Source organism: Streptomyces sp. NPDC005393, from assembly GCF_040606675.1.
Classification (GTDB): Bacteria; Actinomycetota; Actinomycetes; order Streptomycetales; family Streptomycetaceae; genus Streptomyces.
The window spans coordinates 21,289-47,736 of the sequence record NZ_JBEXFG010000022.1 but is presented as its reverse complement, the minus strand read 5'-3'; the positions used below and the strand labels follow the sequence as shown (position 1 = coordinate 47,736).

At 71.7% G+C, this 26,448-nt stretch carries 22 protein-coding genes and 1 riboswitch; of the genes, 12 read left to right on the top strand and 10 right to left on the bottom strand.

Going from position 1 to position 26,448, the window contains the following annotated elements; translation table 11 throughout:
- The first annotated feature begins 25 nt into the window (after positions 1 to 25).
- A riboswitch (TPP riboswitch) is annotated at positions 26 to 130 on the top strand.
- From ABZS71_RS19525 to ABZS71_RS19515, 3 genes are all read left to right on the top strand, one after another.
- Entirely contained in the window at positions 126 to 1,199 is a 1,074-nt protein-coding gene (locus tag ABZS71_RS19525; protein WP_356211688.1) for a thiamine ABC transporter substrate-binding protein, read from the top strand. Its footprint overlaps the riboswitch before it by 5 nt.
- 98 nt (positions 1,200 to 1,297) lie before the next feature.
- Positions 1,298 to 2,911, top strand: coding sequence for an iron ABC transporter permease (locus ABZS71_RS19520; protein WP_356211787.1), 1,614 nt, complete (start codon positions 1,298 to 1,300; stop codon positions 2,909 to 2,911).
- A complete protein-coding gene (locus ABZS71_RS19515) occupies positions 2,912 to 3,955 on the top strand; it encodes an ABC transporter ATP-binding protein (protein WP_356211686.1) in 1,044 nt (347 codons plus the stop codon).
- A 7-nt stretch (positions 3,956 to 3,962) separates the two neighbouring features.
- Here ABZS71_RS19515 and ABZS71_RS19510 read toward each other — a convergent pair whose 3' ends face one another.
- The 5 genes from ABZS71_RS19510 to ABZS71_RS19490 all read right to left on the bottom strand — a co-directional run bounded on the left by ABZS71_RS19510 (position 3,963) and on the right by ABZS71_RS19490 (position 11,053).
- Positions 3,963 to 5,081 carry an LOG family protein gene (locus ABZS71_RS19510; RefSeq protein WP_356211684.1) on the bottom strand — a complete coding sequence of 373 codons (1,119 nt, stop codon included), beginning with the start codon at positions 5,079 to 5,081 and terminating at the stop codon, positions 3,963 to 3,965.
- Between the two features lie 598 nt (positions 5,082 to 5,679).
- A complete protein-coding gene (locus ABZS71_RS19505) occupies positions 5,680 to 6,921 on the bottom strand; it encodes a hypothetical protein (RefSeq protein ID WP_356211682.1) in 1,242 nt (413 codons plus the stop codon).
- A complete protein-coding gene (locus ABZS71_RS19500) occupies positions 6,903 to 7,631 on the bottom strand; it encodes an ATP-binding cassette domain-containing protein (RefSeq protein ID WP_356211680.1) in 729 nt (242 codons plus the stop codon). The genes ABZS71_RS19505 and ABZS71_RS19500 overlap by 19 nt, the downstream gene beginning before the upstream one ends.
- Before the next feature lie 142 nt (positions 7,632 to 7,773).
- The gene (locus ABZS71_RS19495; RefSeq protein WP_356211677.1) at positions 7,774 to 9,411 is read right to left on the bottom strand and encodes a thiamine pyrophosphate-binding protein; all 1,638 of its coding nucleotides are present in this window, start codon (positions 9,409 to 9,411) and stop codon (positions 7,774 to 7,776) included.
- Positions 9,412 to 9,580: 169 nt separating this feature from the next.
- Positions 9,581 to 11,053, bottom strand: a complete 1,473-nt coding sequence (locus tag ABZS71_RS19490) for a sodium:solute symporter (protein ID WP_356211675.1) — start codon at positions 11,051 to 11,053, stop codon at positions 9,581 to 9,583.
- A gap of 175 nt (positions 11,054 to 11,228) precedes the next feature.
- On the opposite strand from ABZS71_RS19490, the gene ABZS71_RS19485 reads away from it, so the two are divergent.
- A complete protein-coding gene (locus tag ABZS71_RS19485) occupies positions 11,229 to 12,803 on the top strand; it encodes a PucR family transcriptional regulator ligand-binding domain-containing protein (RefSeq protein WP_356211672.1) in 1,575 nt (524 codons plus the stop codon).
- Between the two features lie 3 nt (positions 12,804 to 12,806).
- Here ABZS71_RS19485 and ABZS71_RS19480 read toward each other — a convergent pair whose 3' ends face one another.
- Complete coding sequence (locus ABZS71_RS19480) at positions 12,807 to 14,168, bottom strand: aspartate aminotransferase family protein (protein ID WP_356211669.1); 1,362 nt, start codon at positions 14,166 to 14,168, stop codon at positions 12,807 to 12,809.
- A 2-nt stretch (positions 14,169 to 14,170) separates the two neighbouring features.
- On the bottom strand, positions 14,171 to 14,644 hold the full coding sequence (locus tag ABZS71_RS19475; RefSeq protein ID WP_355846431.1) for an Lrp/AsnC family transcriptional regulator: 474 nt from the start codon (positions 14,642 to 14,644) through the stop codon (positions 14,171 to 14,173).
- A 178-nt stretch (positions 14,645 to 14,822) separates the two neighbouring features.
- Here ABZS71_RS19475 and ABZS71_RS19470 point away from each other — a divergent pair, with 178 nt between their 5' ends.
- Complete coding sequence (locus ABZS71_RS19470) at positions 14,823 to 16,274, top strand: gamma-aminobutyraldehyde dehydrogenase (RefSeq protein WP_355846434.1); 1,452 nt, start codon at positions 14,823 to 14,825, stop codon at positions 16,272 to 16,274.
- A gap of 439 nt (positions 16,275 to 16,713) precedes the next feature.
- Here the strand turns inward: ABZS71_RS19470 and ABZS71_RS19465 are convergent, their stop codons facing one another.
- Both ABZS71_RS19465 and ABZS71_RS19460 read right to left on the bottom strand, forming a co-directional pair.
- A complete protein-coding gene (locus ABZS71_RS19465; protein ID WP_355846437.1) occupies positions 16,714 to 17,403 on the bottom strand; it encodes a glycerophosphodiester phosphodiesterase in 690 nt (229 codons plus the stop codon).
- On the bottom strand, positions 17,400 to 18,422 hold the full coding sequence (locus ABZS71_RS19460; protein ID WP_356211666.1) for an adenosine deaminase: 1,023 nt from the start codon (positions 18,420 to 18,422) through the stop codon (positions 17,400 to 17,402). The genes ABZS71_RS19465 and ABZS71_RS19460 overlap by 4 nt, the downstream gene beginning before the upstream one ends.
- Before the next feature lie 113 nt (positions 18,423 to 18,535).
- Between ABZS71_RS19460 and ABZS71_RS19455 the strand changes: the two genes are divergently transcribed.
- The gene (locus ABZS71_RS19455; RefSeq protein ID WP_356211664.1) at positions 18,536 to 19,396 is read left to right on the top strand and encodes a DUF4190 domain-containing protein; all 861 of its coding nucleotides are present in this window, start codon (positions 18,536 to 18,538) and stop codon (positions 19,394 to 19,396) included.
- On the opposite strand, the gene ABZS71_RS19450 is transcribed toward ABZS71_RS19455, so the two are convergent.
- On the bottom strand, positions 19,342 to 19,968 hold the full coding sequence (locus ABZS71_RS19450) for an NADAR family protein (RefSeq protein ID WP_355846447.1): 627 nt from the start codon (positions 19,966 to 19,968) through the stop codon (positions 19,342 to 19,344). The two genes, ABZS71_RS19455 and ABZS71_RS19450, sit on opposite strands and share 55 nt — an antisense overlap.
- A gap of 115 nt (positions 19,969 to 20,083) precedes the next feature.
- Here ABZS71_RS19450 and ABZS71_RS19445 point away from each other — a divergent pair, with 115 nt between their 5' ends.
- The 6 genes from ABZS71_RS19445 (at position 20,084) to ABZS71_RS19420 (ending at position 26,429) form a co-directional block, all read left to right on the top strand.
- On the top strand, positions 20,084 to 20,521 hold the full coding sequence (locus tag ABZS71_RS19445; RefSeq protein ID WP_356211662.1) for a DUF4190 domain-containing protein: 438 nt from the start codon (positions 20,084 to 20,086) through the stop codon (positions 20,519 to 20,521).
- A gap of 170 nt (positions 20,522 to 20,691) precedes the next feature.
- A complete protein-coding gene (locus ABZS71_RS19440) occupies positions 20,692 to 22,212 on the top strand; it encodes a gamma-aminobutyraldehyde dehydrogenase (RefSeq protein ID WP_356211659.1) in 1,521 nt (506 codons plus the stop codon).
- A gap of 66 nt (positions 22,213 to 22,278) precedes the next feature.
- Complete coding sequence (locus ABZS71_RS19435; protein WP_356211657.1) at positions 22,279 to 23,526, top strand: spermidine/putrescine ABC transporter substrate-binding protein; 1,248 nt, start codon at positions 22,279 to 22,281, stop codon at positions 23,524 to 23,526.
- A 22-nt stretch (positions 23,527 to 23,548) separates the two neighbouring features.
- Positions 23,549 to 24,700, top strand: coding sequence for an ABC transporter ATP-binding protein (locus ABZS71_RS19430; RefSeq protein ID WP_356211655.1), 1,152 nt, complete (start codon positions 23,549 to 23,551; stop codon positions 24,698 to 24,700).
- Positions 24,697 to 25,635, top strand: coding sequence for an ABC transporter permease (locus tag ABZS71_RS19425; RefSeq protein WP_356211653.1), 939 nt, complete (start codon positions 24,697 to 24,699; stop codon positions 25,633 to 25,635). Before ABZS71_RS19430 ends, ABZS71_RS19425 begins: the two co-directional genes overlap by 4 nt.
- The gene (locus tag ABZS71_RS19420; protein WP_355846464.1) at positions 25,635 to 26,429 is read left to right on the top strand and encodes an ABC transporter permease; all 795 of its coding nucleotides are present in this window, start codon (positions 25,635 to 25,637) and stop codon (positions 26,427 to 26,429) included. Before ABZS71_RS19425 ends, ABZS71_RS19420 begins: the two co-directional genes overlap by 1 nt.
- Positions 26,430 to 26,448: the final 19 nt, after the last annotated feature.

Below are 26,448 nucleotides of genomic sequence, written 5' to 3'. Positions count from 1 at the left end.
CATCGCGGCAAGGTCGTACAAATGAACATTCCGACAGGGGAGCGCACAGAGCGCTGAGAGTGCGGCACGGCCGCAGACCCTCGGACCTGATCCGGGTCATACCGGCGTAGGGAGTCAGCATCACCATGAACAGCCACCTTCGGCGTGCCATCGGGACCGCCCTCCTCGGCTCACTCGGCCTCTCCGCCCTCGTCGCCTGCGGCGGGGACCCCAAGGGCGGCTCGGACTCCAAGACCGTCACCCTGGTCTCGCACGACTCCTTCGTGGCCTCCAAGGCCGTCCTCAAGGAGTTCACGAAGGAGACCGGCTACAAGGTGCGGGTGCAGACCGGCGGCGACGCCGGGGCGGCCGTCAACCAGGCGATCCTGTCCAAGGACCACCCCCAGGGCGATGTGTTCTTCGGCGTCGACAACACGCTGCTCTCCCGCGCGCTCGACAACGACCTGTTCACCCGGTACCGGGCCAAGGGCCTGGACAAGGTCCCGGCCGCCCTCCAGCTCGACAAGGCGAAGCACCGCGTCACCCCGGTCGACTTCGGAGACATCTGCGTCAACTACGACCGGAAGTACTTCGCCGACAAGAAGCTGGCGCCGCCCAGGTCCCTCGACGATCTGACCAAGCCCGCCTACAAGAACCTCCTCGTCACCGAGAACGCGGCCACCTCGTCCCCCGGCCTCGGCTTCCTCCTCGCCACGGCCGCCACGTTCGGCGACGACGGCTGGAAGAGCTACTGGAAGAAGCTGCGGGCCAACGGCGTCGAGGTCGTCGACGGCTGGGAGCAGGCGTACTACGACCGCTTCTCCGGCTCGGCCGGCGGCGGCAACGGCGACCGGCCGCTCGTCGTCTCGTACGCCTCCAGCCCGCCCGCCGAGGTGGCCGACGCGAAGTCCAAGCCGGCGAAGGCCCCGACCGGGGTGGCGACCGGGACCTGCTTCCGGCAGGTCGAGTTCGCCGGGCTGCTGAACGGCGCGGGGAACACCAAGGGCGGCAAGGCCCTGCTGGACTTTCTGCTGAGCAAGCGGTTCCAGGAGGACGTGCCGCTGAACATGTACGTCAACCCGGCGCGCGAGGACGCGAAGCTGCCCGAGCTCTTCACCCGGTACGGGGTGAAGATCGCCGACTCGGCCACCCTGTCCCCGCAGAAGATCGCCAAGAACCGTGAGCCGTGGGTCAGGACATGGTCCTCGCTCGTCCTGTAAAGCCCGAGCCCGTAGCCAAGGACAAGCGCGGTACGGCTCCCGATCCAAAGGCGCCGACGCGGTCCCGGCTGCGCGCCGCCGCGCTGCGGCTCGCCCTGATGGCCGTTCCCCTCGCCTTCTTCGCGGTCTTCTTCGCCTATCCCGTGGCCGCCATCGTCACCCGGGGGCTGCGCGTCGACGGCCGGTGGCGGTTCGGCCGGATCGCCGAGGTGGTGAGCGATCCGGCGACGCTGCACATCCTCTGGTTCACCGGCTGGCAGGCGGTCGCCTCGACCGCCCTGACCCTGGTGGTCGCGCTGCCCGGCGCCTATGTCTTCGCCCGCTTCGCCTTCCCCGGCAAGCGGCTGCTGCGCGCCGTGGTGACCGTGCCCTTCGTCCTGCCGACCGTGGTCGCCGGTTCCGCGTTCCTGGCGCTGCTCGGCCGCGGCGGGGTGCTGGACGAGCTGTGGGGCGTACGGCTCGACACCACCGTCTGGGCGATCCTCCTCGCCCATGTCTTCTTCAACTACGCGGTGGTGGTACGCACCGTCGGTGGGCTGTGGGCCCAGCTCGACCCACGGCAGGAGGAGGCCGCGCGGGTGCTCGGCGCCGGCCGCCTCGCGGCCTGGCGCCGGGTGACGCTGCCCGCCCTCGCCCCCGCCGTGGCCGCCGCCGCGCTGATGGTCTTCCTGTTCACCTTCACCTCCTTCGGCGTGATCCAGATCCTCGGCGGCCCGCGCTACGCCACGCTGGAGGTGGCGATCTACCGGGAGACCGCGCAGCTGCTCGACCTGCCGACGGCCGCGGTGCTCACCGTCGTCCAGTTCGCGGCGGTGGCGGCCGTCCTCGCCCTGCACGCGTGGACCGTACGGCGCCGGGAGGGCGCCCTGAGGCTTGTCGACCCCGACCGGACGGCGCGCCGCCCGCAGGGCCCGGCGCAGTGGGCCCTGCTGTGGGGTGTGCTGGCCGTCGTCGCGCTGCTGATCGTGACGCCGCTCGCGGTGCTGGCGGAGCGCTCGCTCGACGGACCGGACGGCTACGGCTTCACGTACTACCGGGCGCTCCAGTCCGCGGCCGACAGCGGCGGGACCTTCTTCGTGGCCCCGGTGGACGCCGTCGGGAACTCCCTGCGGTACGCGGCGCTCGCCACCCTCTTCGCCCTCGTCGTGGGTGGTCTGGCCGCCGCCGCGCTGACCCGGAGGGCCGGGCGGCTGGTACGGGGCTTCGACGCGCTGCTGATGCTGCCGCTCGGCACCTCCGCCGTCACCGTCGGCTTCGGCTTCCTCATCGCGCTCGACGAACCTCCGCTGGATCTGCGCGCCTCCTGGGTCCTGGTGCCGCTCGCACAGGCCCTGGTGGGCGTGCCCTTCGTCGTACGGACCATGCTGCCCGTCCTGAGGGCCGTGGACCACCGGCTGCGCGAGGCCGCGGCCGTGCTCGGCGCGTCCCCGCTGCGCGTGTGGCGAGAGGTGGATCTGCCGCTGGTGGGGCGGGCACTGGCGGTCGCGGCGGGCTTCGCGTTCGCCGTCTCGCTCGGCGAGTTCGGGGCGACGGTGTTCATCGCGCGGCCCGACCATCCGACCCTGCCGGTGGCCGTCGCCCGCTTCCTGGGCCGGGCCGGACAGCTCAACTACGGGCAGGCGATGGCCCTGAGCACGATCCTGATGCTGGTCTGCGCCGGCTCCCTGCTGGCGCTGGAGCGCATCCGCACCGACCGTTCCGGGGAGTTCTGAATGACGCTGCTGCGACTGGACGACGTGACGGTCAGGTTCGGCCGGCGCGACGCGCTGGACGCCGTGGACCTGGAGGTCGCCGAGCACGAGACGGTATGTGTGCTGGGGCCGAGCGGCAGCGGCAAGTCCACCATGCTGCGTGTGGTGGCCGGGCTGCAGCGCGCCGACGCCGGCCGGGTGTGGCTCGCGGGCCGTGACCAGGGCGGGGTGCCCACCCACCGGCGCGGGGTGGGGCTGATGTTCCAGGACCATCAGCTCTTTCCGCAGCGGGACGTGGGCGGCAATGTCGCGTTCGGGCTGCGGATGCGCAAGGTGGGGCGCGCGGAGGCGGACCGCACGGTCGCCGAGCTGCTGGAGCTGGTCGGGCTGCCGGGCGCCGAGCGCCGTGCCATCGACTCGCTCTCCGGCGGTGAGCAGCAGCGCGTGGCGCTCGCCCGCGCGCTGGCCCCGCGGCCCAAGCTGCTGATGCTGGACGAGCCGCTGGGCCAGCTCGACCGGGGCCTGCGGGAGCGGCTGGTCGTGGAACTGCGCGAGCTCTTCGGCCGGCTGGGGACCACGGTCCTCGCCGTCACCCATGACCAGGGGGAGGCGTTCGCCCTCGCCGACCGGGTGGTGGTGATGGAGGACGGCCGGATCGCGCAGTCCGGCACCCCGCTGGAGGTGTGGCAGCGGCCGGCCACCGAGTTCGTCGCCCGCTTCCTGGGCTTCGAGAATGTGGTCGAGGCGATCGTGCACGGTGAGATCGCCGACACCTGCTGGGGCAAGCTGCCCGTGCCGCGCGGCTCCCGCCCGGGGCCGTGCCGCCTCCTGGTGCGCCCGGCCGGGGTGCGGCTCACCTCCGCCTCCGAGGGCGTGCCCTGCACGGTGGCGGCGCGCACCTTCCGCGGCGACCATGTGGCGCTCATCCTGCGGCCGGCGGACCCCGACGCCCCGCGCCTGGAGGCGTCCTGTGCGCTGCGGGACGCCCCGGAGGCGGGCGACCGGGTCGGGGTGGCCTTCGACGCGGCGGACGTGGTGGTGCTGGCCCCGGGCCTGACCTGCTGACGCCCCCTCAGCCCAGCAGGGACGCGAGCGCGTCCGGTGCCTCGTCCACCGAGTCCACCAGCGCCATACGGGCCTTCATGGACCGTCCCTCCGCGAGCGCTTCGAGCAGCGGCCAGGTCGGCAGCCGCCGGGTCCAGTGGTCGCGGTCCACAAGCACCATCGGGGTCGGCTCGCCGCGCGACTCGTAGTAGTTCGGCGTCGCGTTGTCGAAGATCTCCTGTACGGTCCCGGCGGCGCCCGGCAGGAAGACCACCCCCGCGGTCGAGCGCGCCAGCAGGCCGTCCTCACGGGTCGCGTTGGCGAAGTACTTGGCGATATGCGAGGCGAAGGCGTTCGGCGGCTCGTGTCCATAGAACCAGGTGGGTATGCCGACCGATGTGCCGCCGTCCGGCCAGCGCTCGCGCACCCCGAACGCGGCGTCGGCCCACGCCCCGATGGACGGCCGGAACGAGGGCGCCTTGCCGAGTAGTTCCAGCGCCTCGTCCAGCATCGGATCCGGATGCGGCGCCGCGTACGCGCCCAGGTTCGCCGCTTCCATCGCGCCCGGCCCGCCGCCCGTCGCGACCATCAGCCCGGCCCGTGCCAGCGCCCGCCCCAGCCGGGCGGCGCCCGCGTATCCGTCGGATCCGCGCTCCAGCGCGTGCCCGCCCATGACGCCCACGACCCGGGTGCCGACGAGGAGTTCATCGAGCGCGTCGGAGACCGCGTCGTCGTGGATGGAGCGCAGCATCGAGGCGAAGATGTCGCCGTCCGCCTTGGTGCGCTGGAACCACGTGTAGGAGAGCGCGTCCGGTGTCCGCGCGTATCCGTGCTCCGCCAGGCCCTCGAACAGCTCCGCAGGGGAGTAGAGGGCGCCGCGGTACGGATCGAACGGCAGGTCCGGCACCGGCGGGAACACCAGCGCGCCCCTGGCCCGTACCGTGGCCGCGGCCTCGGACTCCATCGGGCAGCCGAGGAAGACCGCCTCGGCGGTGTCGGTGGAGAGCAGTGCGGACGTACGGCCCGTCAGATCGACGGACTGGACCCGGAACCCGGCCAGGGTGCCGCGGGCGACGACCTGGTCGAACTCCTCGAGGGACTCGATTTCCCGGTCGATCGCTGGGGTGGAAGCGTCATCGGTCTGCACGGCGTCATGCTAATCACACCGCGCGGCCGGGGCAGGGGGTCGGGGGTACGCGGCTCGGTCGGGTGCGGCTTTCGTCTCGCGCCTTCGGCGCATTGGAGCATGGGGGTAGGGGCGGCCCGGGGCGCGTCGCCGGCCGCCGGGCCGGTGGGGCGGATGGCCGGATGCGGCTCAGCGAGGCGGGGGCCGGGACCGTTGCCGTCCGTCGGGTCGACTCGCGGCTGGACCAGGTACCTTGCGCGAAAACGCTTGATGAAACGCTTGCGCCAGATCAAGCGCTTTTCAGGGGGTACGAGGGCGTAGGCAGCGGCCCCGGCGGCGTGCGCGACGTCACCCTCGCGCGCCCCAGACCGCCCTGACCGGCAGATGACAGCGGCGGCAGGCGCGACGGCGCCGTATGAAGCCCGGCCCAGCGGCGGCCCGGCGGACGGCGTCGGCGCGGACCCCGCCCCCACCCCCACCGATGCTCCAATGCGCCGAAGGCGCGAGACGAAAGCCGCACCCGACCGAGCCCAGTCGCCCCACGCACCCAGTGCGGGCCACCGATCCGAGTCGCCCCACGTACCCGAGGGCGGGCCACCGGGCCGTCCCGCCAGCGGGGTCAGTGCGTGAACGGCATGGCCGCCAGATGCGCCACCACCCACGTCAGCGGAGCCAACAGCACCAGCAGGGCCATCGCCCGCAGGGCGGCAGCGCCGCGCAGCAGCCGGACCGGCGCGCCAAGGCGCAGCAGCGCGGCGGTCGTTCGCTCACGGGCGCTCCTCGCCTCCAGCACCGCTGTAAGGGTGGCGGTGGCGGCGCACATCAGGACGAGGGCCGCCCCCAGGCCGGTGAGCGGGCCGTAGAGACGGCTCCCGGACGGGCCGGAGCCCGTGCCGTACAGCTCCATGGCGGCGTAGGCGGCGGAGCCGATGGCGCACAGCGCGCCGACCGGGCGTCCGATCAGCCCGGCCTCCTGCTGCAGTACGCGCCCGGCCAGCAGCCGCAGTACGCCCGGCCGTCCGATGGCCAGCAACCTGCCGCACAGATGGGTGAGGCCGGGCCCGGCCAGGACCAGCCCGACCGCCGTCAGCGCCCAGCCGCCCACCACACCGGGCGGGCTGCCGCCGAGCCGGCCGGACGCGGAGAGGAGGGCATCCAGGCGCGGGGGCGCGCCGCTGCCCGCGTACGCCTCAAGGGCGAGCCCGGCGGCGGTGAGCGCGATGCCCCACGGCAGAGCGGAGGTCGCGTGGTCCGGCCGCGGGCCGACCGGGCCCGTCGTTACGGTGGGGACGGCCGGGGTGGCCGGGGCGTTGGCGCGCGGGGCGCCCACGGCCCGCGGCTGCCGGGGCCACAGGCACGCCGCGCACGCCGCGCCCGCCAGCACCGGTACGACGCCGACCAGCGTGACCGCGCCGGCCAGCGGCAACGGGTGTCCGGCGCCGAGCTGACGGCCCGCCGCCCCGCTTCCGGCCCAGATCAGCCATGAGCCGCCGATGTCACCGCGCAGATGAAGGAACGTCAGCAAGGCCAGCGCGCTGCCGAGGGCGCAGGCCGTCGCCATCGAGGCGGCCGCGAGCAGCGCAGAGCGGGCCGGGCCCAGCCCGGCGGCGGTGAAGCCGGGGCCCGGCCGGGTGCTCGGGTCGGCGCGGGCGACGGCGACGGCGAGCTGGACGGTGGCGGCCAGCGGTACGGCACACCACAGCAGCCGCGCCAGCGCGCCCCGGGGGTCGGCGGGGTGGCCCGCCGCGAACCCCAGGGCGCACAGCAGCAGAAAGCCCGCGCCCGCCGCCGCGACGGCGACCAGCGACCGGCGCAGCAGGACGAACGGACGGGCACCGCGGGTTAGGCGGAGACTGAGCACGCCGCCCTGCCCTCCGCCTCGGGGGAGGGCACCGAGCCCACCCGGCGGCCGTCGAGGAGCGCCACGGTGCGGTCGGCGAGGGTGGCCACCTCCCGGTCGTGGGTCGCGAGGAGGACGGTGATGCCATGCGTGCGGGCCGCGGTGGTGAGGGTGCGCAGCACCTGGGCGCGGTCGGCACGGTGCAGCGGCGCGGTGGGTTCGTCGGCGAAGAGCACCCCGGGCCCCGCGGCCAGCGCGCGGGCGATCGCCACCCGCTGACGCTGCGACTGGACCAGCGCGGCGGGACGCACCCGGGCGCACTCGCCGACGTCGAGCCGGTCGAGCCATTCGCAGGCGGTGCTCTTCGCAGCGTGCCGCCCGGTGCCGCGGAGCATCAGCGGCAGCGCGGCGTTCTCCCAGGCGGTGAGCTCGGGGACGAGCTGGGGCTTGGTGCCGATCCAGCCGAAGTGGTCGCGCCGCAGCCGCTCCAGGCCCAGCGGGGGGAGGGTGTGCACGGGGGCGCTCTTGAACCACACCTCCCCGCCGTCCGGGAGGAGTTGGCCGGACAGACACTTCAGGAGGGTGGTCTTGCCGCAGCCGCGCGGCCCGGTGACGGCCAGAATCTCGCCGTCGCGCGCGCCGATCGAGACGCCGAGGAGGGCGGGCGAGCCCCCATAGGCATAGGACAGGGCGCGTGCCCAGAGCACGTCGTTGTCCGGCGGAGCCACCATCCAGAGCACCTCGCCTTACCTGCGATCGTCTCGTTCCCCCGGTTGGGTGAACGAGCGCGAAGCCAATGGGTCACTGGCACGGTAAGGACTCGGGTGGGGGCCCGCGCCCAGGCTCGGCGCGGGCGTCCCCCATTTCCTCCGATCAGCCCTGGTTGCCGAGGTGGGTGGGCGCGAACATGCGCAAGCGCGCGGGCAGCACCACGACCGAGGGGCCCGGGGAGGCCAGCGCGTCAGCGAGGTCCGCGGCCAGCCGGTCGGGTGTGGTACTGACCGCCGGGACGCCGAAGGACTCGGCGAGCGCGACGAAGTCGGGGCGGGTCAGCTCGGTGGCGGTCGCCTCGCCGAAGGCGTCCGTCATGTACTCGCGCAGAATGCCGTAGCCGCCGTCGTCCACGATCAGCCAGGTGACGGGCAGGTCGCACTGGCGGGCGGTGGCGAGCTCGGCGATCGAGTACATCGCGCCGCCGTCGCCCGACACGGCCAGCACCGGCCTCGTACGGTCCGCGGCGGCGGCCCCGAGGGCGGCGGGCAGCCCGTAGCCGAGGCCGCCCGCGCCCTGCGCCGAATGCATGGCGCCCGCGCGCGGATCGAAGGCGGACCAGGCCCAGTACGCGAGGATCGTCATGTCCCAGAAGCTGGGGGAGTCGTCGGGCAGCGCGTCCCGTACCGCGCCGAGCACCCGCCGCTCCAGCTCCAGGTCCTGCGCCTCGATCCGCTCCCGCACCCGGGTGAGCACCCCGGCCGCGGCCTTGGCAGCCGTCCCCTCGGGGCGGGGTGCGACGGCCTCGGCGAGCGCGGCCAGCGCCTCCCGTGCGTCCGCGTGGATACCGAGCGCCGGGTGGTTGGACTCCAGCTTGCCGAGGTCGGCCTCGATCTGGACGACGCGGCCGCGCGGGCGGAAGGTGTGGTAGTTGGAGGAGAGTTCGCCGAGCCCGGAGCCCACGACGAGCAGGACGTCGGCGTCCTCCAGGAAGTCGGTGGTGTGCCGGTCCTCCAGCCACGACTGGAGGGACAGCGGATGCTCCCAGGGGAACGCGCCCTTGCCGCCGAAGGTCGTGGCCACCGGCGCGTCCAGCTTCTCGGCCAGCGCTCGCAGCTCCTGCTGCGCCCCGGAGCGCACCACCCCGCCGCCGGCCAGGATCACCGGGCGCTCGGCGCCCCGCAGCAGCTCCGCGGCCTCCGCGGTCAGCTCGGGCCGGGGCGGCAGCGGGCGGGGCTCGGCGCGCAGGCTTGTCACCGGCGGTACGGAGGTCGGCGCGAGCAGCACGTCCTGCGGGATCTCCAGCCACACCGGACCGGCGGGGGCCTCCAGCGCGGACGCCCAGGCGGCGGCGAGCGCGGAGGGGATCTGGGAGGCCGTACGGACCGTATGGACGGACTTGACGATGTCGCGGAACGACGCCTTCTGGTCGATGAGTTCATGCAGATAGCCCCTGCGCCCGCCGCCGAGCCCGGCCGTCGGCACCTGGCTGGCGATACCCAGCACGGGCGCCGACGCCGCGGCCGACTCCTGCAGCGCTGCGAGCGTCATCAGCGCACCGGGCCCGGTGGACACCAGCAGCGGCGCGACCGACCCGGTGACGCGCGCGAAGGCGTCGGCGGCGAACCCGGCGTTGTTCTCCACGCGCAGCCCCACATAGCCGAGCCCGGACCGCCGCAGCGCGTCAAAGGCTCCGAGCGCGTGCTGTCCCGGAAGCCCGAACACGGTGTTCGCTCCGAGCGCGGTGAGGGATTCCACGACCAGATCGCCGCCGTGCCGTTCGCGCTGTGCGGTGCGCATGTGGTGTTGCCTTTCCGATGGTGCGTTCGGGGGGTGTTGCCGCGTGTTCACGGCCGCCGGGTTCCAGAGGGCCGGGCCGGCCTGACGGGACGGGGGCGTGCGGAGCGCACATGACGGGGGCATGTGCGCTCCGCATGGCGCCCCCGCGTCCGGCGGGCGCAACCAGGCGTTACGCGCTCGCGGCGGCGGGAGTGGTGGGCTCGGCGGCGGGAGTCACGTCGCCGGCGAGGCGGCGGCGCCAGGCTTCCAGGACCGCCGCGTCCGTCGGCTTGGTGGCGAGGCTCACCGCCACATAGGCCACGAGCGAGGCCAGCAGCCCGAAGTAGATGGGCTCGCTGGCGAGGATGCCCTTCCAGCCCATCAGCGCGATGACCGTCAGACCGCCCACGCCGACCGACGCCAGCGCGCCCGCGCCCGTGCCGCGCTTCCACAGCAGCCCGCCCAGGATCGGCATGAGCAACCCGCCGACCAGCAGGTTGTAGGCGACGGTCAGCGCCTCGACGACATCGTTGAGCGCGATGGCGATGCCGATGACCGCGACGCCCATGATCAGGATGAAGACGCGGTTGCCGCCGACCTCGTCATGCGACTCGCCGTCCACGGGGAGCGTACGGCCACGCAGCCGGGACCAGATGTCGTTGTTCGCGACCGTCGCGCAGGCGATGAGCGCGCCCGAGGAGGTGGACATCACCGCGGACAGCGCGGCGGCCAGCACCAGCCCCTTGATCCCCACCGGCAGGGCGTCCTTGACGATGGTGGCGAACGCGTCGTCCGGGGCGCCGAGCTTCGGGTACAGCACCTTCGCCGCCGTACCGATGACCGCGCCCGCGACCGCGTACGCGAGACAGTACGTACCGGCCGCCGTGCCGCCGAGGCGGGCGACCTTGTCGTTGCGGGCGGTGAAGACGCGCTGCCAGATGTCCTGGCCGATGAGCATGCCGAAGGAGTAGATGAGCACATACGTGAAGACGGTCTGCGCCCCGATGCCCATCGGGGAGAAGTAGCCGCTCGGCAGCTCGGCCTTCATCTGGGCGAACCCGCCCGCCTTGACGACCGCGATCGGCAGCAACAGCAGCAGCACACCGACCGTCTTGACCACGAACTGCACCATGTCGGTGAGGGTGATCGACCACATGCCCCCGAGCGTCGAGTAGCAGACGACGATCGCCCCGCCGAGCACGATCGCGACCACCCTGTCGAGGCCGAAGATCACGTCGAAGATGGTGGCGTAGGCGATGGTCGAGGTGACCGCGAGCATCAGGGTGTAGGCCCACATGACGATGCCCGAGATGAGCCCGGAGGTTCCGCCGTAGCGCAGGTCCAGCATCTGACTGACCGTGTAGACCTTGAGCCGGGCGATGCGCGCGGAGAAGAAGACGGACAGCGCGAGCAGACCGACCCCGATGGCGAGGACCATCCACGCGCCGGAGAGCCCGTACTGATAGCCGAGGCCGACACCGCCGATGGTGGACGCGCCGCCGAGGACGATCGCCGCCATGGTGCCGGAGTACATGGCCGGTCCCAGCCGGCGGCCGGCGACGAGGAAGTCGCTGGTGGACTTGGCGCGGCGCATGCCCCACCAGCCGAGCGCGAGCATGCCCGCGAGATAGACGACGATCACCGTGTAGTCGACAGCGGTCATGGGGCGCTCCTCGGTCCGAAGAATCGGCGTAGCGGGGGAGGGGGAAAGGGGGAGGGGATGGGGCAGGGGCCATCCGCGGAAAGCCGGGCGGATCGCGATGTGGGGAGTGACCAGGACCCTAGGTGTCGCCGAAGCGTCCGGGAAGTGTACGTTTCCTCTACTCCCGGCCCTCGGGATGTACGAACCAGTCATCAGCAAGGGCACCGCCGTGACGAACGACCGCGTACCCCCGACGGCCCCCGTCCCGCTCTCCGCTCTCCTCGGCCACCCCGCCCTCGGGCTGCGGCAGGTCGCGGGGGCGCGCGAGGCGGACACGCCCGTGTACCTCGTCCACACCAGCGAGATGGAGGACCCGGTTCCGTATCTCCTCGGCGGTGAACTGCTGCTCAGCGCCGGGGTGCACTGCCCGGAGGCGGCGGGCGCCGGTACGTACTGGGACCGCTATGTGGCCCGTACGGTCGAGGCAGGCGCGGCGGCGCTCGGCTTCGGGATCGCGCCCGTGCACGACGCGGTGCCCCGGGCGCTGGTCGAGGCGTGCGACCGGCACGGGCTGCCGTTGGTGGAGGTGCCGCGACAGACGACGTTCACGGCCGTCGCGAGCGCCGTATGGGACGCGATGGCCGAGCGCCGCCACCATGAGCTGCGGCGGATCACCGAGGCGCAGCAGTCGCTCGCGACGGCCGCCGCCCGCCCCCACCCCGTACCGGCCGTCCTGCGTCAGCTGGGCCGGCACCTCGGCGCGTGGGCGGTGCTCTACGGACCGGATGGCGAGCAGCTGTCGGCCGCGGGGCCGCGCCCGCCGGAGAAGGTCCGTGCGGCGCTCGGCTCGCTGGCCGCGCGGCTGCGCTCGGGGCCGTCCTCGGCGGCGGGCACGGCGGGAGGCCCGTCGGGCGAGCGGCTGCATCTGACCGCATACGGGCTGGGCGGCCAGGCGGGGCCGGGGGACCGGCGGCTCGCGCTCGGCGTCTGCGCCCCGCGGCGCGACGGGGCGGACGGGGCGATCGTGGGGGTGGCCGTGGTGCTGCTCTCACTGCTCACCGGACGGCGGACGGCCACCGCCGGGACCGAGCGCACGGCGGCCCTGGTGCGGCTGCTGCTCGGCGCCGAACCGGCCGAGGTGGCCGGGGCGCTCCGCCGCTCGCTGCCGCGCCCCGGGACGGCGGAGCCCGCCGACGGGAAGGACCCCGGGCTGTGGACCGTGGTACGCGGACGGCGGCGCGGCCGTGCCCGGGACGACGGACTGCTGGCCACAGCGGCGCTCGCGGCCGGGCTCGGAACGCCGTTGGTCGACCTCGACGGGGACGAGGTGTCCGCCCTGCTGCCCGGCGAGGCGGAGGTGCGGGCACAGCCCGGCTGGACGCTGGGCGCCGGGGCGCCCGTACCGGCGGCCGAGCTCGCGCACGGCGGCGCCGACGCGGCCCGTGCGCTGCGGCGGGCGGTCGCCGGGCGGGTGCCCCTGGTGCGGCACGGCCCGGACCGGGCCGACGGGGTCGCCTCGCTCGTCGACCCGGCCGAGGCGGGGGCGCTCGGCCGGGCCCTGCTCGCCCCGCTCGACGGCGCACCGGCGCTGCTGGAGACGGTGCGGGTATGGCTGTCGCTGCACGGCAGCTGGGACCGTACGGCGGTGGCGCTGGAGATCCACCGCAATACGGTCCGTCAGCGGATCGCCCGCGCCGAGGCCCTGCTGGAGGTGGACCTGAGCGACGCGGACGTCCGGATGGAGCTGTGGTTCGCCCTCAAGTGGCGGTGACCGTCAGAGCTTGGTCCACGCCTCCGTCAGCACGCCCCGCAGCACCTGCTCGATCTCGTCGAACACCGACTGGTCGGCGATCAGCGGCGGCGCCAGCTGGACGACCGGGTCGCCGCGGTCGTCGGCCCGGCAGTACAGCCCGTTCTCGTACAGCGCCTTGGAGAGGAAGCCGTACAGGATCCGCTCGGTCTCCTCGTCGTTGAAGGACTCCTTGGTGGTCTTGTCCTTCACCAGCTCGATGCCGTAGAAGAAACCATTCCCCCGGACATCGCCGACGATCGGCAGATCGTGCAGCCGCTCCAGCGTGGAGCGGAACGCGCCCTCGTTGTCCAGCACATGCTGGTTGAGGCCCTCGCGCTCGAAGATGTCGAGGTTGGCGAGGCCCACCGCGGCCGAGACCGGATGGCCTCCGAAGGTGTAGCCGTGGAGGAAGGTGTTGTCCCCCCGGTAGAAGGGCTCGGCGAGCCGGTCGGAGATGATGCACGCGCCGATCGGGGAGTAACCCGAGGTCATGCCCTTGGCGCAGGTGATCATGTCCGGGACGTAGTCGAACTTGTCGCACGCGAAGACCGTGCCCAGCCGCCCGAAGGCGCAGATGACCTCGTCCGAGACGAGCAGCACGTCGTACTGGTCGCAGATCTCGCGGACGCGCTGGAAGTACCCGGGCGGCGGCGGGAAGCAGCCGCCCGCGTTCTGCACGGGCTCCAGGAAGACCGCGGCCACGGTGTCCGGACCCTCGAAGAGGATCTGCTGCTCGATCTGGTCGGCGCACCAGCGGCCGAACGCCTCCGGGTCGTCACCGAAGATCGGCGCCCGGTAGATATTGGTGTTCGGCACCTTGTGGGCGCCGGGGACCAGCGGCTCGAACGGGGCCTTCAGCGCCGGCAGCCCGGTGATCGACAGGGCGCCCTGCGGGGTGCCGTGGTAGGCCACCGCCCGGGATATCACCTTGTACTTGGTGGGCTTGCCGGTGAGCTTGAAGTACTGCTTGGCCAGCTTCCAGGCGGTCTCGACCGCCTCGCCGCCGCCCGTGGTGAAGAAGACCTTGTTGAGGTCGCCGGGCGCGTAGCCCGCGAGCCGTTCGGCGAGCTCGACGGCCTTGGGGTGGGCGTAGCTCCACACCGGGAAGAAGGCGAGCTCCTGGGCCTGCTTGTAGGCGGCCTCGGCCAGCTCGACGCGCCCGTGGCCGGCGTTGACCACGAACAGCCCGGCGAGGCCGTCGATATAGCGCTTGCCCTTGTCGTCGTAGATGTACGTGCCCTCGCCGCGCACGATCGTCGGCACGGGGGAGTTCTCGTACGACGCCATGCGGGTGAAGTGCATCCACAGGTGGTCGTACGCCGTCTTGGAGAGGTCGGCGCTCATTGCTATCTCGTTCCCCAGGTATAGGTCTGCTTCCGGAGCTTGAGGTAGACGAAGCTCTCGGTGGAGCGCACGCCGGGCAGCGTGCGGATCCGCTTGTTGATCGTTTCAAGGAGGTGGTCGTCGTCCTCGCAGACGATCTCGATGAGGAGATCGAACGAGCCCGCGGTGACGACCACGTACTCGACCTCGTCCATGCCGGTCAGCGCGTCCGCCACCGGGTCGAGATCGCCGTCCACGTAGATACCGACCATCGCCTGACGCCGGAACCCCACGGTGAGAGGATCGGTGACGGCGACGATCTGCATCACGCCCTGGTCGAGCAGCTTCTGCACGCGCTGCCGCACGGCCGCCTCGGAGAGCCCCACGGCCTTTCCGATGGCGGCGTACGGCCGGCGACCGTCCTCCTGGAGCTGCTCGATGATCGCCAGGGATACGGAGTCGAGGGACTGCGTGCCGTTCTTGTCAGGTGTGGCCACGACCCTCACTGTGCACGAGCCTCGGCCGTCTCGCAACCCTTGATCGATGAATTTCGTTGTTATGGCATCAAGAAATCACTGATTCCGTCGTTCTGGTGTGGCGGGTATGTTGAAAGCGTCATCCCGGCGACTAGTGTGGGTGTCTCACCCATCGGACAGCTGACAGGAGGGGTGGCACGTGACCACCGAACTGCGTCGTCTGCGCAACTACATCGACGGAGAGTTCCGGGACGCCACGGACGGGCGGACCACAGAGGTGGTCAACCCGGCCACGGGCGAGCCCTACGCCACGGCGCCGCTCTCGGGCCCGGCGGACGTGGACGCGGCGATGGCCGCCGCCGAGGCCGCCTTCCCCGCCTGGCGCGATCTCGTGCCGGGCGAGCGGCAGAAGGTACTGCTGAAGATCGCCGACGCCTTCGAGGCGCGGGCGGAGGAGCTGATCGCCGCCGAGTCCGAGAACACCGGCAAGCCGATCGGGCTCACGCGGGACGAGGAGATCCCGCCGATGATCGACCAGATCCGCTTCTTCGCGGGCGCGGCGCGGATGCTGGAGGGCCGCTCGGCCGGCGAGTACATGGAGGGGCTGACCTCCATCGTCCGGCGTGAGCCGATCGGGGTCTGCGCGCAGGTCGCGCCGTGGAACTACCCGATGATGATGGCCGTATGGAAGTTCGCGCCGGCTCTGGCGGCCGGTAATACGGTCGTCATCAAGCCCTCGGACACCACCCCCGCCTCCACCGTGCTGATCGCCGAGATCATCGGCGGGGTGCTGGCGGAACTGGGCCATCCGCAGGGCGTCTTCAACGTCATCTGCGGCGACCGCGAGACGGGCCGGCTGATGGTCGAGCACTCGGTGCCGGCCATGGCGTCCATCACCGGGTCGGTGCGCGCCGGTATGCAGGTCGCCGAGAGCGCCTCGAAGGACCTCAAGCGGGTGCACCTGGAGCTCGGCGGCAAGGCGCCGGTCGTGGTCTTCGAGGACAGCGACATCGCCAAGGCGGTCGAGGACATCTCGGTCGCGGGCTTCTTCAACGCGGGCCAGGACTGTACGGCGGCCACCCGTGTGCTGGTCCACGAGTCGATCCACGACGAGTTCGTGACCGCGCTGGCCAAGGCCGCCGCGGACACCAAGACCGGCCACCCGGACGACGAGGACGTGCTCTTCGGGCCGCTCAACAACGCCAACCAGCTGGCCCAGGTCAGCGGCTTCATCGAGCGGCTGCCCGCGCACGCCAAGGTCGAGGCGGGCGGCCACCGGGTCGGCGACAAGGGCTTCTTCTACGCGCCCACCGTCGTCTCCGGGCTCAAGCAGGACGACGAGATCATCCAGCGGGAGGTGTTCGGCCCGGTCATCACCGTCCAGTCCTTCTCGGACGAGGCGCAGGCGGTCTCGTACGCCAACGGCGTGGAGTACGCGCTGGCGTCGTCGGTGTGGACCAAGGACCATGCCCGCGCGATGCGGATGTCCAAGGCCCTGGAGTTCGGCTGTGTGTGGATCAACACCCATATCCCGCTGGTCGCCGAGATGCCGCACGGCGGCTTCAAGAAGTCCGGCTACGGCAAGGACCTGTCGGCGTACGGATTCGAGGACTACACGCGCATCAAGCATGTGATGACATCGCTGGGTTGATCTCCATGAGGTCATGACAGGATCCACTGTCAAGACCAAGTGGGGGAAATCCGGAACGGTGCGTGCCGCGGCCGCCGCCGCGCTGCTGCCGGCCGTCGCGGGCTGCGGCGATCAGAAGGCGGGCGGCGGCGCGGATCCGTCGGAGCTGGGCTTCAGGCACTGCCCCGGTGCGATGCAGTACCCGGCGGTGACCAAGGACGGCGGTGGCGAGCACGGGCTCGACGCGCTCGTCCCGTACGGCGACTGCATCCTCGGCGTCGGTAAGTACAGCAACGGCCACCGCGATGTGGGCGTCAACCGGACCGGAAACGCGGGCTGTACGAAGCTCTCGCTCGACCCCGCGCCGGGGGCCGGTGCGTCGGACGGGCCGAGCGGTGACGTGCCCGGCGACATGGCGCCCGGCCAGGGGGCCGAGGGGTGGTCCGGCGGCGCGGTGCGCTCAGCGGCGGCTGAGCAGGGCGCACAGGGTGCCGACGCGGTTGGTGGTGATCGAGTCGACGCCCGCGCGCAGCAACCGGGACATCGACCGGCGGGTGTCGGGGGTCCAGACGGAGACCAGCAGGCCGTCGGCGTGGTTGCGCTCCACCAGCTCCGGCGACACCAGCCCGAAGCGGTGGTTGAGCCATCGGGGACGCAGCGCGGCCAGCAGGGTCGGACGCGGCGGGGCCAGGGTGGTCCAGGTCAGCGCGATCTCGGCGGCCGGGTCGGCGCGGCGTACGGCGTGCAGGGCGGCCGGCTCACCGCAGTAGTAGACCCGGTCGGCGGCCCCGCTCTCCCGCACCTCGGCGACGGCCGCGGGCACGGCCGACGCGTCCGGGAGGTCGATGAGCAGCCGGGTCGAGTCGACCGCGGCGAGGGCGGAGCGCAGGGTCGGGACGCCTCCGTCGGTCAGCCGCCGCAGCTCGTCGGCGGTCAGCGCCGCCAGCGGCCGGTCGTGCCCCCACAGCCTCTTGAGGGTGGCGTCGTGGAGCAGGACCGGGACGCCGTCCCGCGTCAGCCGTACGTCGATCTCGACCGCGCCGGCCCCGGCACGGACCGCCGAGCGGACCGATGCCAGGGTGTTCTCGCGGCACGCATACGGGTCGCCGCGGTGGCCGACCGGGACGCACACCGGGCCGAGTGCCGTCATCGGCCCGCGACCGCCGTATAGGCGTCGATCTCCGCCGCCAGCCGTGCCTTGCCCGGCGCGTCCAGGAAGGACGCCTCGACGGCGTTCTTGGCGAGGGCCGCGACGCCCGCCGCGTCCAGGTCCAGCAGCCGGGCCGCCACCGCGTACTCCGTGTTGAGGTCGGTGCCGAACATCGGCGGGTCGTCGCTGTTGATCGTGACGAACACCCCGGCCTCGACCATCTGCCGGAGCGGGTGCTCGTCGAGGGTGGCGACCGCGCGCGTGGCGATGTTGGAGGTCGGGCAGACCTCCAGCGGAATGCGGTGCTCCGCGAGATGGGCGAGCAGTTTCGGGTCCTGGACGGCGCTGGTGCCATGGCCGATGCGCTCCGCGCGCAGCTCGGTGAGGGCGTCCCAGATCGTCTGCGGTCCGGTGGTCTCGCCCGCGTGCGGCACGCTGCGCAGCCCGGCGGCGATGGCACGGTCGAAGTACGGCTTGAACTGCGGACGCGGCACGCCTATCTCCGGCCCGCCGAGGCCGAACCCGACCAGACCCTCGGGACGCAGGTCGCAGGCGATCCGGGCGGTCTCCTCGGCGGCCTGCAGACCGGCCTCGCCGGGGATGTCGAAGCACCAGCGCAGCACGGTGCCGAACTCCGCCTCGGCGGCCTTGCGGGCGTCCTCGATCGCCTCGACGAAGGCGGTGTCCGGGATGCCGCGCCGCGTCGAGCTGTAGGGGGTGACGGTCAGCTCGGCGTAGCGGATGTTCTGCCGGGCCATGTCGCGGGCGACCTCGTAGGTCAGCAGCCGTACGTCGTCGGCGTCGCGGATCAGATCCACCACGGAGAGATAGACGTCGATGAAGTGCGCGAAGTCCCGGAAGACGAAGTAGTCGACCAGGGCCTCGGGATCGGTGGGCACCTTGGAGTCCGGGTGGCGGGCGGCGAGCTCGGCCACGATGCGCGGGGACGCGGATCCCACGTGGTGGACATGGAGTTCCGCCTTGGGCAGTCCGGCGATGAAGGCGGTGAGATCGGTCAACGGAACCTCCGGGAGACGGCCGCCGGCGGCGGGCTCCGGTCATCGTAATTGTGTGGCCGCGAGCGAGTGGGCACAGGCCGTAGCATGGGCGGACATCTCAGTGGGGGAGATACATGGCAGACGAGCACGACCAGTCCGACCAGCAGGATCAGCCGCGGCCATCGGATCAGCAGCCACGACGGCCGGAACCGCGGGACCGCGATCCATGGGCTCCGCCGCCGCAGCGGACCCCGCTGGACAAGCCGGCGCCCCGGCCCTCGGTGGCCGAGCAGCCGACGCTCACCTCCCATCCCGGCACGCCGCGTGTGCCGCCCCCGCCGCCCGCGCCGAGCGCCCCGCACCCGCCGCGCTCCGTGACCCCGCCGGGCGCGGTGCCCCCGCCGCCGCCCGCGCCGACCGGCCCCGGCACCCCCAGCGCCTACCCCGCCTACCCGGGCGCCCCGTACGGCGCGACCGGATACGGGCAGCCCGGGTACGGACAGCAGCCGCCCCACCCGCAGGCCCCGTACGGCGCCGCGCCCGGCGGTCCGGGCTACGGCTACCCCGGCTATCCCCATCCCGGCTACGGCTACGCGAACACGGCCTACCCGGGCACGACTCACCCCGGCGCCGCCTACGGCGCGGGCTGGCAGGGCGGTTCCTACCTCCCCAACAACGGCAACGGCACGGCCGCCCTGGTGCTCGGGATCATCGGCCTGGTCTTCTTCGCCTCCATCGTCTTCGGCATCGTCCTCGGCGTGCTCGCGATCATCTTCGGTGTGCTCGGCCGCGCCAAGGCGACGAGCGGCGAGGCGACCAACGGGGGATCGGCTCTCGCCGGGGTGATCCTCGGGGCGATCGCCGTCGTGGCGAGCGTGGTCATGATCTTTGTGTATATCGCCGCCGCAGACGACGACGCTGACAAAAGCGGCGATACCGGCTATGCCGAGGTCTCGGCCGTGCTGGTGCTCCCGCCCTCCGCCATGAGCCGCTGACGGGCCTCCATCAGCGCGAAGCCCAGCAGATTGAGCCCGCGCCAGCGGGCCGGATCCGCCGCCCGCTCGTCGTCCGCCGCGAGACCGATGCCCCACACCCGGTCCACCGGACTGGCCTCGACCAGCACCCGTGACCCCGTCCCCAGTAGATAGTCGCGCAGCGACGGATGCTGCCCGAACTTCCGCACACTGCCCTCGACCACGAGCCCGAAGCGGCGCTGCCGCCAGATCTCCTCGTCGAAACCGCGCACCGAGCGGCCCGCGTCCTTGGCCTCCTTGGGATGCGAGGCGTCGATCGCCCGCCGCTCGGCGTCCGCGTCGCCGAACAGCCGCGCCTTCCCGGCCATCATCCAGTGCTCCGCCGTCGGGTACGTGACACCGTCCACCGCGAACGGCGCGGGCCACCACTGGCTGAAGCATCCCGGGCCCACGCTTCCGTCCCGCCGTGGCCGGTGGCCCCAGAACCAGACGTACTTCGGCCGCTCACCGCGCGCCGCCCGATCGACCAGCTCCTCGACCGACCGGGGACCGCCGTCCGCCGAAACCGATCCCGCCACCCCGTTCGTCTCCATGCCCGGGATTCTCGCACCGGCCACCGACAGCGCCACCAACCTGGGCAACTGGGCTGACCAGGGACGAGTCATGCCCATAACATTGCCCGACATTCATCAGGAGGGGAGACCATCCATGTCCACCAACATGCCCGGCCCACAGCAGGACCCGCACGAGCCCTATCCCGCCAACCCGTACGCCGCTCCCACGCCGCCGGCCCAGCCCCCGGCCCAGCCGCCGCAGTACCCCGGCGCCGGCTACCCCGCCGCGCCGCCCGTCTACCCGGGGGCGCCGGGGATGCCCGTGCAGCAGAGCAATGGCATGGGCACGGCCGCGCTGGTCTGCGGCATCATCGGCCTGGTCTGCGGAATCACCTACTTTCTGTGGGTCTTCGCGATCATTCTCGGGATCCTCGCGATCATCTTCGGCGCCCTCGGCCGGGGAAAGGCGAACCGGGGCGAGGCGGGCAACGCGGGCTCGGCGACCGCCGGTCTGGTCTGCGGCATCGTCGGCATGGTCATCCCGATGATCTACCTCGCGGCGCTGGAGTCCGCGATCGACTCCGTGTTCTAGCCCGGAACGGTGACGTCGGCACCCGCGCTGATCACTGAATCCGTCGCGAAACCAAAAAGCAACAACGGAATCCCTTGTTGAAGTGAAGGCTCTCTGTCAGGATCGGCCTTCGATTCCGGTTGGAGCTACGCCGCGCCCCCTCGGGGCGGACCGGCGGAGGAGAGCACGCGATGGATCAGCGGTTCGATGTGACGGGGCGGTTCGCCGACGGTGCGCAGTACATCGCGGGCCGTCTGCGCCAGGGCGGTTCGGGCGGTACGCATACGGTCGTCGACCCGGCCACCGGCGAGCAGGTGTACAACTACCGGCTCGCCGGTCCGGACGACGTCGACACCGCCGTCGCCGCCGCCGAGGCGGCCTTCCCCGAGTGGGCGGGTGCCACCCCCGGTGAGCGCTCCGACGCGCTGCACCGCTTCGCCGCCGCCCTCACCGAGCGGGCGGACGAGCTCGCGTACGCCGAGTCGCTGCAGTGCGGCAAGCCCATCAAGCTCTCCACCGAGTTCGATGTGCCCGGCTCGATCGACAACACCGCCTTCTTCGCGGGCGCCGCCCGCCATCTGGAGGGCAGGGCGGCCGCCGAGTACAGCGGCGACCACACCTCCTACGTCCGCCGTGAACCCATCGGCGTCATCGGCTCCATCGCCCCCTGGAACTACCCCCTGCAGATGGCGGCGTGGAAGGTCCTCCCGGCCATCGCCGCAGGCAACACCATCGTGCTGAAGCCCGCCGAGCTGACGCCCCTGACCTCGCTGATGTTCGCTCAGGCGGCCACGGAAGCGGGCATCCCGGACGGTGTCGTCAACGTGGTGAGCGGCACCGGTCCGGACGCGGGTGAGCGGCTGGTCGCCCACCCCGGCGTGGCCATGACCTCCTTCACCGGATCAACGGCGGTCGGCAAGCGCGTCGCCGAGCTCGCCATCTCCACCGTCAAGCGGCTCCATCTCGAACTCGGCGGCAAGGCGCCCTTCGTCGTCTTCGACGACGCGGACCTCGAAGCCGCCGCGCACGGTGCCGTCGCGGGCGCGCTGATCAACACCGGGCAGGACTGCACCGCGGCCACCCGCGCCTATGTCCAGCGTCCGCTGTACGACGCGTTCGTTGCCGCCGTCGCCGATCTGATGGCGTCCGTACGGCTCGGCGACCCCTTCGACCCGCACACCGACCTCGGCCCGCTGGTCTCGCACACGCAGCGCGACCGCGTCGCTGACATCGTGGAGCGGGCCCGCGGCTACGCGACCGTCGTCACCGGCGGCACGGCTCCGGGCGGTGACCTCGCCAGGGGCGCGTACTACCGGCCCACCCTCGTCACCGGCGCGGCCCAGGACAGCGAGATCGTCCAGTCCGAGATCTTCGGCCCGGTCCTCGTCGTCCTCCCCTTCGACAGCGACGACGAGGGCATCGCGCTCGCCAACGACACGCCCTACGGGCTCGCCGCCTCCGCCTGGAGCCGCGATGTCTACCGGGCCAACCGCGCCTCCCGCGAGATCAAGGCGGGCTGCGTCTGGATCAACGACCACATCCCGATCATCAGCGAGATGCCGCACGGCGGTATGCGGGCCTCCGGCTTCGGCAAGGACATGTCGGCGTACTCCTTCGAGGAGTACACGCAGGTCAAGCATGTGATGTTCGACAACACCGCGGTGGTCCGCAAGGACTGGCACCGCACGGTCTTCGGGGACCGACAGACCTGAATGTGCGGCCACTTCGCGTGGCCGGGACCGGCTGAGACCGGCCGACACCCTCGAAAGGCACAGCTTATGGAAGCACAGCACGAGCCCGAGAGCCTGTCCTCACCGCAGCTCGCCGCGATGCGGCGCTCCATGACGAACGGCCGTATGGCGCTCACCCGCCGCTCGCTGCTGCGCGCGGGCGGCGCCGGGGCGCTGACCGTCGGCGGGCTCGGGGCGCTCGGCGGCTGCGGGATCCCGCCCGCGGGGCGTAGCGAGGCGGACAACGCGTCCGATGACCACTCCGCGGAGGAGAAGAGGGTCAACTTCTCCAACTGGACGGAGTACATGGATGTCTCCAAGGGCAATCACCATCCGACCCTCGAGGAATTCCAGCGCCGCACCGGCATCAAGGTGAAGTACACCGAGGACATCAACGACAATGTCGAGTTCTTCGGGAAGATCAAGCCGCAGCTGGCCGCGGGCCAGGACACCGGCCGTGATCTCATCTGCGTCACCGACTGGCTGGCCGCCCGGATGATCCGGCTCGGCTGGACGCAGACGCTGGACGCGGCCAATCTGCCGCACGCGTACGCCAACCTGGGACAAGGATTCCGCAACCCCGACTGGGATCCGGGCCGCGCCCACTCCTACACCTGGACCGGCATCCCCGCCGTCATCGCGTACAACAAGAAGGCGACCGGCGGCCGTAAGGTCACCTCCGTCTCCCAGCTCCTCGACGACCCCAAGCTCAAGGGCCGGGTCGGCATGCTCACCGAGATGCGCGACACCATCGGGATGACCCTTCTCGACATGGGCAAGCGCCCCGAGGACGTCACCGCCGACGAGTACGACGCCGCGATCGCCCGGATCCAGAAGGCCTCCGACCGCGGCCAGATCCGCCGCTTCACCGGCAACGACTACACCGGCGACCTCACCAAGGGCGATCTCGCCGCGTGTCTGGCCTGGGCCGGCGACCTCATCCAGCTTCAGGCGGACAACTCCGAGATCGAGTTCGCCATCCCGGACGCCGGCTATATGACCGCCACCGACAACCTCCTGATCCCCAACAAGGCGCGCCACAAGAAGAACGCCGAACGGCTCATCGACTACTTCTACGAGCCCAAGGTCGCCGCGAAGATCGCCGCCTACATCAACTATGTGTGCCCGGTCGACGGCGTACGCGATGAACTCGCGAAGATCGACAAGAAGCTGGCGGACAATCCGCTGATCCTCCCGGACGAGGAGATGGCCGCCAAGTCCCACGCCTTCCGCACGCTGTCGAGCAAGGAAGAGACGGCATTCGAGGACAAGTTCGCCAAGCTCACCGGCGCCTGACAAACCAAGGAAGCGCACGCCCATGACCCAGCCCACCTCCGGCGGCGACGTCCGCCTCTCCGGGATCAGCAAGACCTACGGGTCCTTCACCGCCGTCCACCCGCTCGACCTCCACATACCCGCCGGCTCCTTCTTCGCCCTGCTCGGCGCCTCCGGCTGCGGCAAGACCACCACCCTGCGCATGATCGCGGGCCTGGAGGAGCCGACCACCGGCACCGTCCGGCTCGCCGGGAACGACGTCACCGACCTCCCGCCGTACAAGCGGCCCGTCAACACCGTCTTCCAGAACTATGCGCTCTTCCCGCATCTCGACATCTACGAGAACGTCGCCTTCGGGCTGCGCCGACGCGGCGTCAAGTCGGTGAAGAAGCAGGTCGACGAGATGCTGGAACTCGTCCAGCTCGGCGACTTCGCCCGCCGCAAGCCCCAGCAGCTCTCCGGCGGCCAGCAGCAGCGCGTCGCCGTCGCCCGGGCCCTGATCAACCACCCCCAGGTGCTGCTCCTCGACGAGCCGCTGGGCGCGCTCGACCTCAAGCTCCGCCGCCAGATGCAGCTCGAACTCAAGCGCATCCAGACCGAGGTCGGCATCACCTTCGTCCACGTCACCCACGACCAGGAGGAGGCCATGACCATGGCCGACACGGTCGCGGTGATGAACGGCGGCCGGGTCGAGCAGCAGGGCGCCCCGGCCGAGCTGTACGAGAACCCCGGCACCACCTTCGTCGCCAACTTCCTCGGCACCTCCAACCTCATCGAGGCCGAGATCACCGACAAGAGCGGCGGCGAGCTCGTCCTCACCGCCGCCGGCGGCCGGCTCGCGCTGCCCGCGGAGCGATGCAGCGCGCCCGCCCGCCCGGGCGGGAAGGTGCTGGTCGGAGTGCGCCCCGAGAAGATCTCCCTGGCCCATGCCGAGGACGCCGGCACCGTCCCCGAGGGGCGCAACCGGATCACCGGCCGGATCCTGGACTCCAGCTTCATCGGCGTCTCCACGCAGTATGTCGTCCAGACCCCCGACTGCCCCGAGATCGCCGTCTATGAGCAGAACATCGAACGCGACGCCCGGCTCCTGCCCGGCGCCGAGGTCGTCCTGCACTGGAACCCGGCCCACACCTTCGGCCTCGACGCGGCGCAGGACATCGACGCGGGCACGGAGCTGGACGAGGAGGCGGCGTGACAACGACGGTCACTCCTGAGGCGCCCCCGGCGGCCGGGCCCGAACAGCAGGCCGCCGTCCGTAAGACCGCCGTCCGCAAGCGGCTGGTGCCCTACTGGCTGCTGCTCCCCGGCATCCTCTGGCTGCTGATCTTCTTCGCCGCGCCGCTCGTCTACCAGGCGTCGACGTCCGTCCAGACCGGCTCCCTCGAAGAGGGCTTCAAGGTCACCTGGCACTTCCAGACCTACTGGGCCGCGCTGAGCGAGTACTACCCGCAGTTCCTGCGCTCGGTGCTGTACGCCGCGACCGCCACCGTGCTGTGTCTGCTGCTCGGCTATCCGCTCGCGTATCTCATCGCCTTCCGCGCGGGCCGCTGGCGCAATCTGGTGATGGTCCTGGTCATCGCGCCGTTCTTCACCAGCTTTCTGATCCGCACGCTCGCCTGGAAGACGATCCTGGCGGACAGCGGCCCGGTGGTGGGCGCGCTGAGCTCCCTGCACATCCTGGATGTGACGAGCGGACTGGGGATCACCGAGGGGCAGCGGGTGCTGGCCACGCCGCTCGCGGTGGTCTGCGGGCTGACGTACAACTTCCTGCCCTTCATGGTCCTGCCGCTCTACAGCTCCCTGGAGCGCATCGACGGCCGGCTGCACGAGGCGGCCGGGGACCTCTACGCCCGCCCCTTCACCACCTTCCGCAAGGTGACCTTCCCGCTGTCCATGCCGGGCGTCGTCGCGGGCACCCTGCTCACCTTCATCCCCGCCGCGGGCGACTACATCAACGCCGAGCTGCTCGGCTCCACCGACCAGAAGATGGTCGGCAATGTCATCCAGTCGCAGTTCCTCCGGGTACTCGACTATCCGACGGCCGCGGCGCTCTCCTTCATCCTCATGGCGGCGATCCTCACGATGGTCACCGTCTACATCCGCAAATCCGGGACGGAGGATCTGGTCTGATGGCTCTGACGCGCTGGATACGGCGGAACCTGGTGGTCATCGCGGGGCTCGGCACCCTCGCGTATCTGATCCTGCCCAACGTCGTCGTCCTGGTCTTCTCCTTCAACAAGCCCAACGGCCGGTTCAACTACGCGTGGCAGCGGTTCTCCACCGACGCCTGGACCGACCCGTGCGGCGTGGCCGACCTGTGCGGCTCGCTCTCGCTGAGCCTCCAGATCGCGCTGTGGGCGACGATCGGAGCGACCGTCCTCGGCACGATGATCGCCTTCGCGCTGGCCCGCTACCGCTTCCGGGCGCGCCCCGCCGTCAACAGCCTGATCTTCCTGCCGATGGCGATGCCCGAGGTCGTCATGGCCGCCTCGCTCGCCACCCTCTTCCTCAATATGGGCGTCGACTTCGGCTTCTGGACGATCCTCATCGCCCACATCATGTTCTGCCTGAGCTTCGTCGTGACGGCCGTCAAGGCGCGCGTGATGAGCATGGACCCCCGGCTCGAACAGGCCGCCCAGGACCTCTACGCCTCCCCGGCGCAGACCTTCCTGCGCGTCACCCTGCCGATCGCCGCACCCGGTATCGCCGCGGGCGCGCTGCTGTCTTTCGCGCTCTCCTTCGACGACTTCATCATCACCAACTTCAACGCCGGATCGACCGTGACCTTCCCCATGTTCGTGTGGGGATCCGCGCAGCGCGGCACCCCGGTCCAGATCAATGTGATCGGAACGGCGATGTTCGCCATCGCGGTGCTGTGCGTTCTCGTCGGCCAACTGGCCGGCGCCCGCCGCAAGAGGAGCTGAGAACCATGGCCGCAGACGC

Bases quoted from the DNA above. Each gene is read 5' to 3' on its own strand.
- ABZS71_RS19525 (WP_356211688.1), top strand. From the start codon at position 126: ATGAACAGCCACCTTCGGCGTGCCATCGGGACCGCCCTCCTCGGCTCA.
- ABZS71_RS19520 (WP_356211787.1), top strand. From the start codon at position 1,298: ATGGCCGTTCCCCTCGCCTTCTTCGCGGTCTTCTTCGCCTATCCCGTG.
- ABZS71_RS19515 (WP_356211686.1), top strand. From the start codon at position 2,912: ATGACGCTGCTGCGACTGGACGACGTGACGGTCAGGTTCGGCCGGCGC.
- ABZS71_RS19500 (WP_356211680.1), bottom strand. From the start codon at position 7,631: ATGGTGGCTCCGCCGGACAACGACGTGCTCTGGGCACGCGCCCTGTCC.
- ABZS71_RS19495 (WP_356211677.1), bottom strand. From the start codon at position 9,411: ATGCGCACCGCACAGCGCGAACGGCACGGCGGCGATCTGGTCGTGGAA.
- ABZS71_RS19490 (WP_356211675.1), bottom strand. From the start codon at position 11,053: ATGACCGCTGTCGACTACACGGTGATCGTCGTCTATCTCGCGGGCATG.
- ABZS71_RS19485 (WP_356211672.1), top strand. From the start codon at position 11,229: ATGTACGAACCAGTCATCAGCAAGGGCACCGCCGTGACGAACGACCGC.
- ABZS71_RS19480 (WP_356211669.1), bottom strand. From the start codon at position 14,168: ATGAGCGCCGACCTCTCCAAGACGGCGTACGACCACCTGTGGATGCAC.
- ABZS71_RS19465 (WP_355846437.1), bottom strand. From the start codon at position 17,403: ATGACGGCACTCGGCCCGGTGTGCGTCCCGGTCGGCCACCGCGGCGAC.
- ABZS71_RS19455 (WP_356211664.1), top strand. From the start codon at position 18,536: ATGGCAGACGAGCACGACCAGTCCGACCAGCAGGATCAGCCGCGGCCA.
- ABZS71_RS19450 (WP_355846447.1), bottom strand. From the start codon at position 19,968: ATGGAGACGAACGGGGTGGCGGGATCGGTTTCGGCGGACGGCGGTCCC.
- ABZS71_RS19445 (WP_356211662.1), top strand. From the start codon at position 20,084: ATGTCCACCAACATGCCCGGCCCACAGCAGGACCCGCACGAGCCCTAT.
- ABZS71_RS19440 (WP_356211659.1), top strand. From the start codon at position 20,692: ATGGATCAGCGGTTCGATGTGACGGGGCGGTTCGCCGACGGTGCGCAG.
- ABZS71_RS19435 (WP_356211657.1), top strand. From the start codon at position 22,279: ATGGAAGCACAGCACGAGCCCGAGAGCCTGTCCTCACCGCAGCTCGCC.
- ABZS71_RS19430 (WP_356211655.1), top strand. From the start codon at position 23,549: ATGACCCAGCCCACCTCCGGCGGCGACGTCCGCCTCTCCGGGATCAGC.
- ABZS71_RS19420 (WP_355846464.1), top strand. From the start codon at position 25,635: ATGGCTCTGACGCGCTGGATACGGCGGAACCTGGTGGTCATCGCGGGG.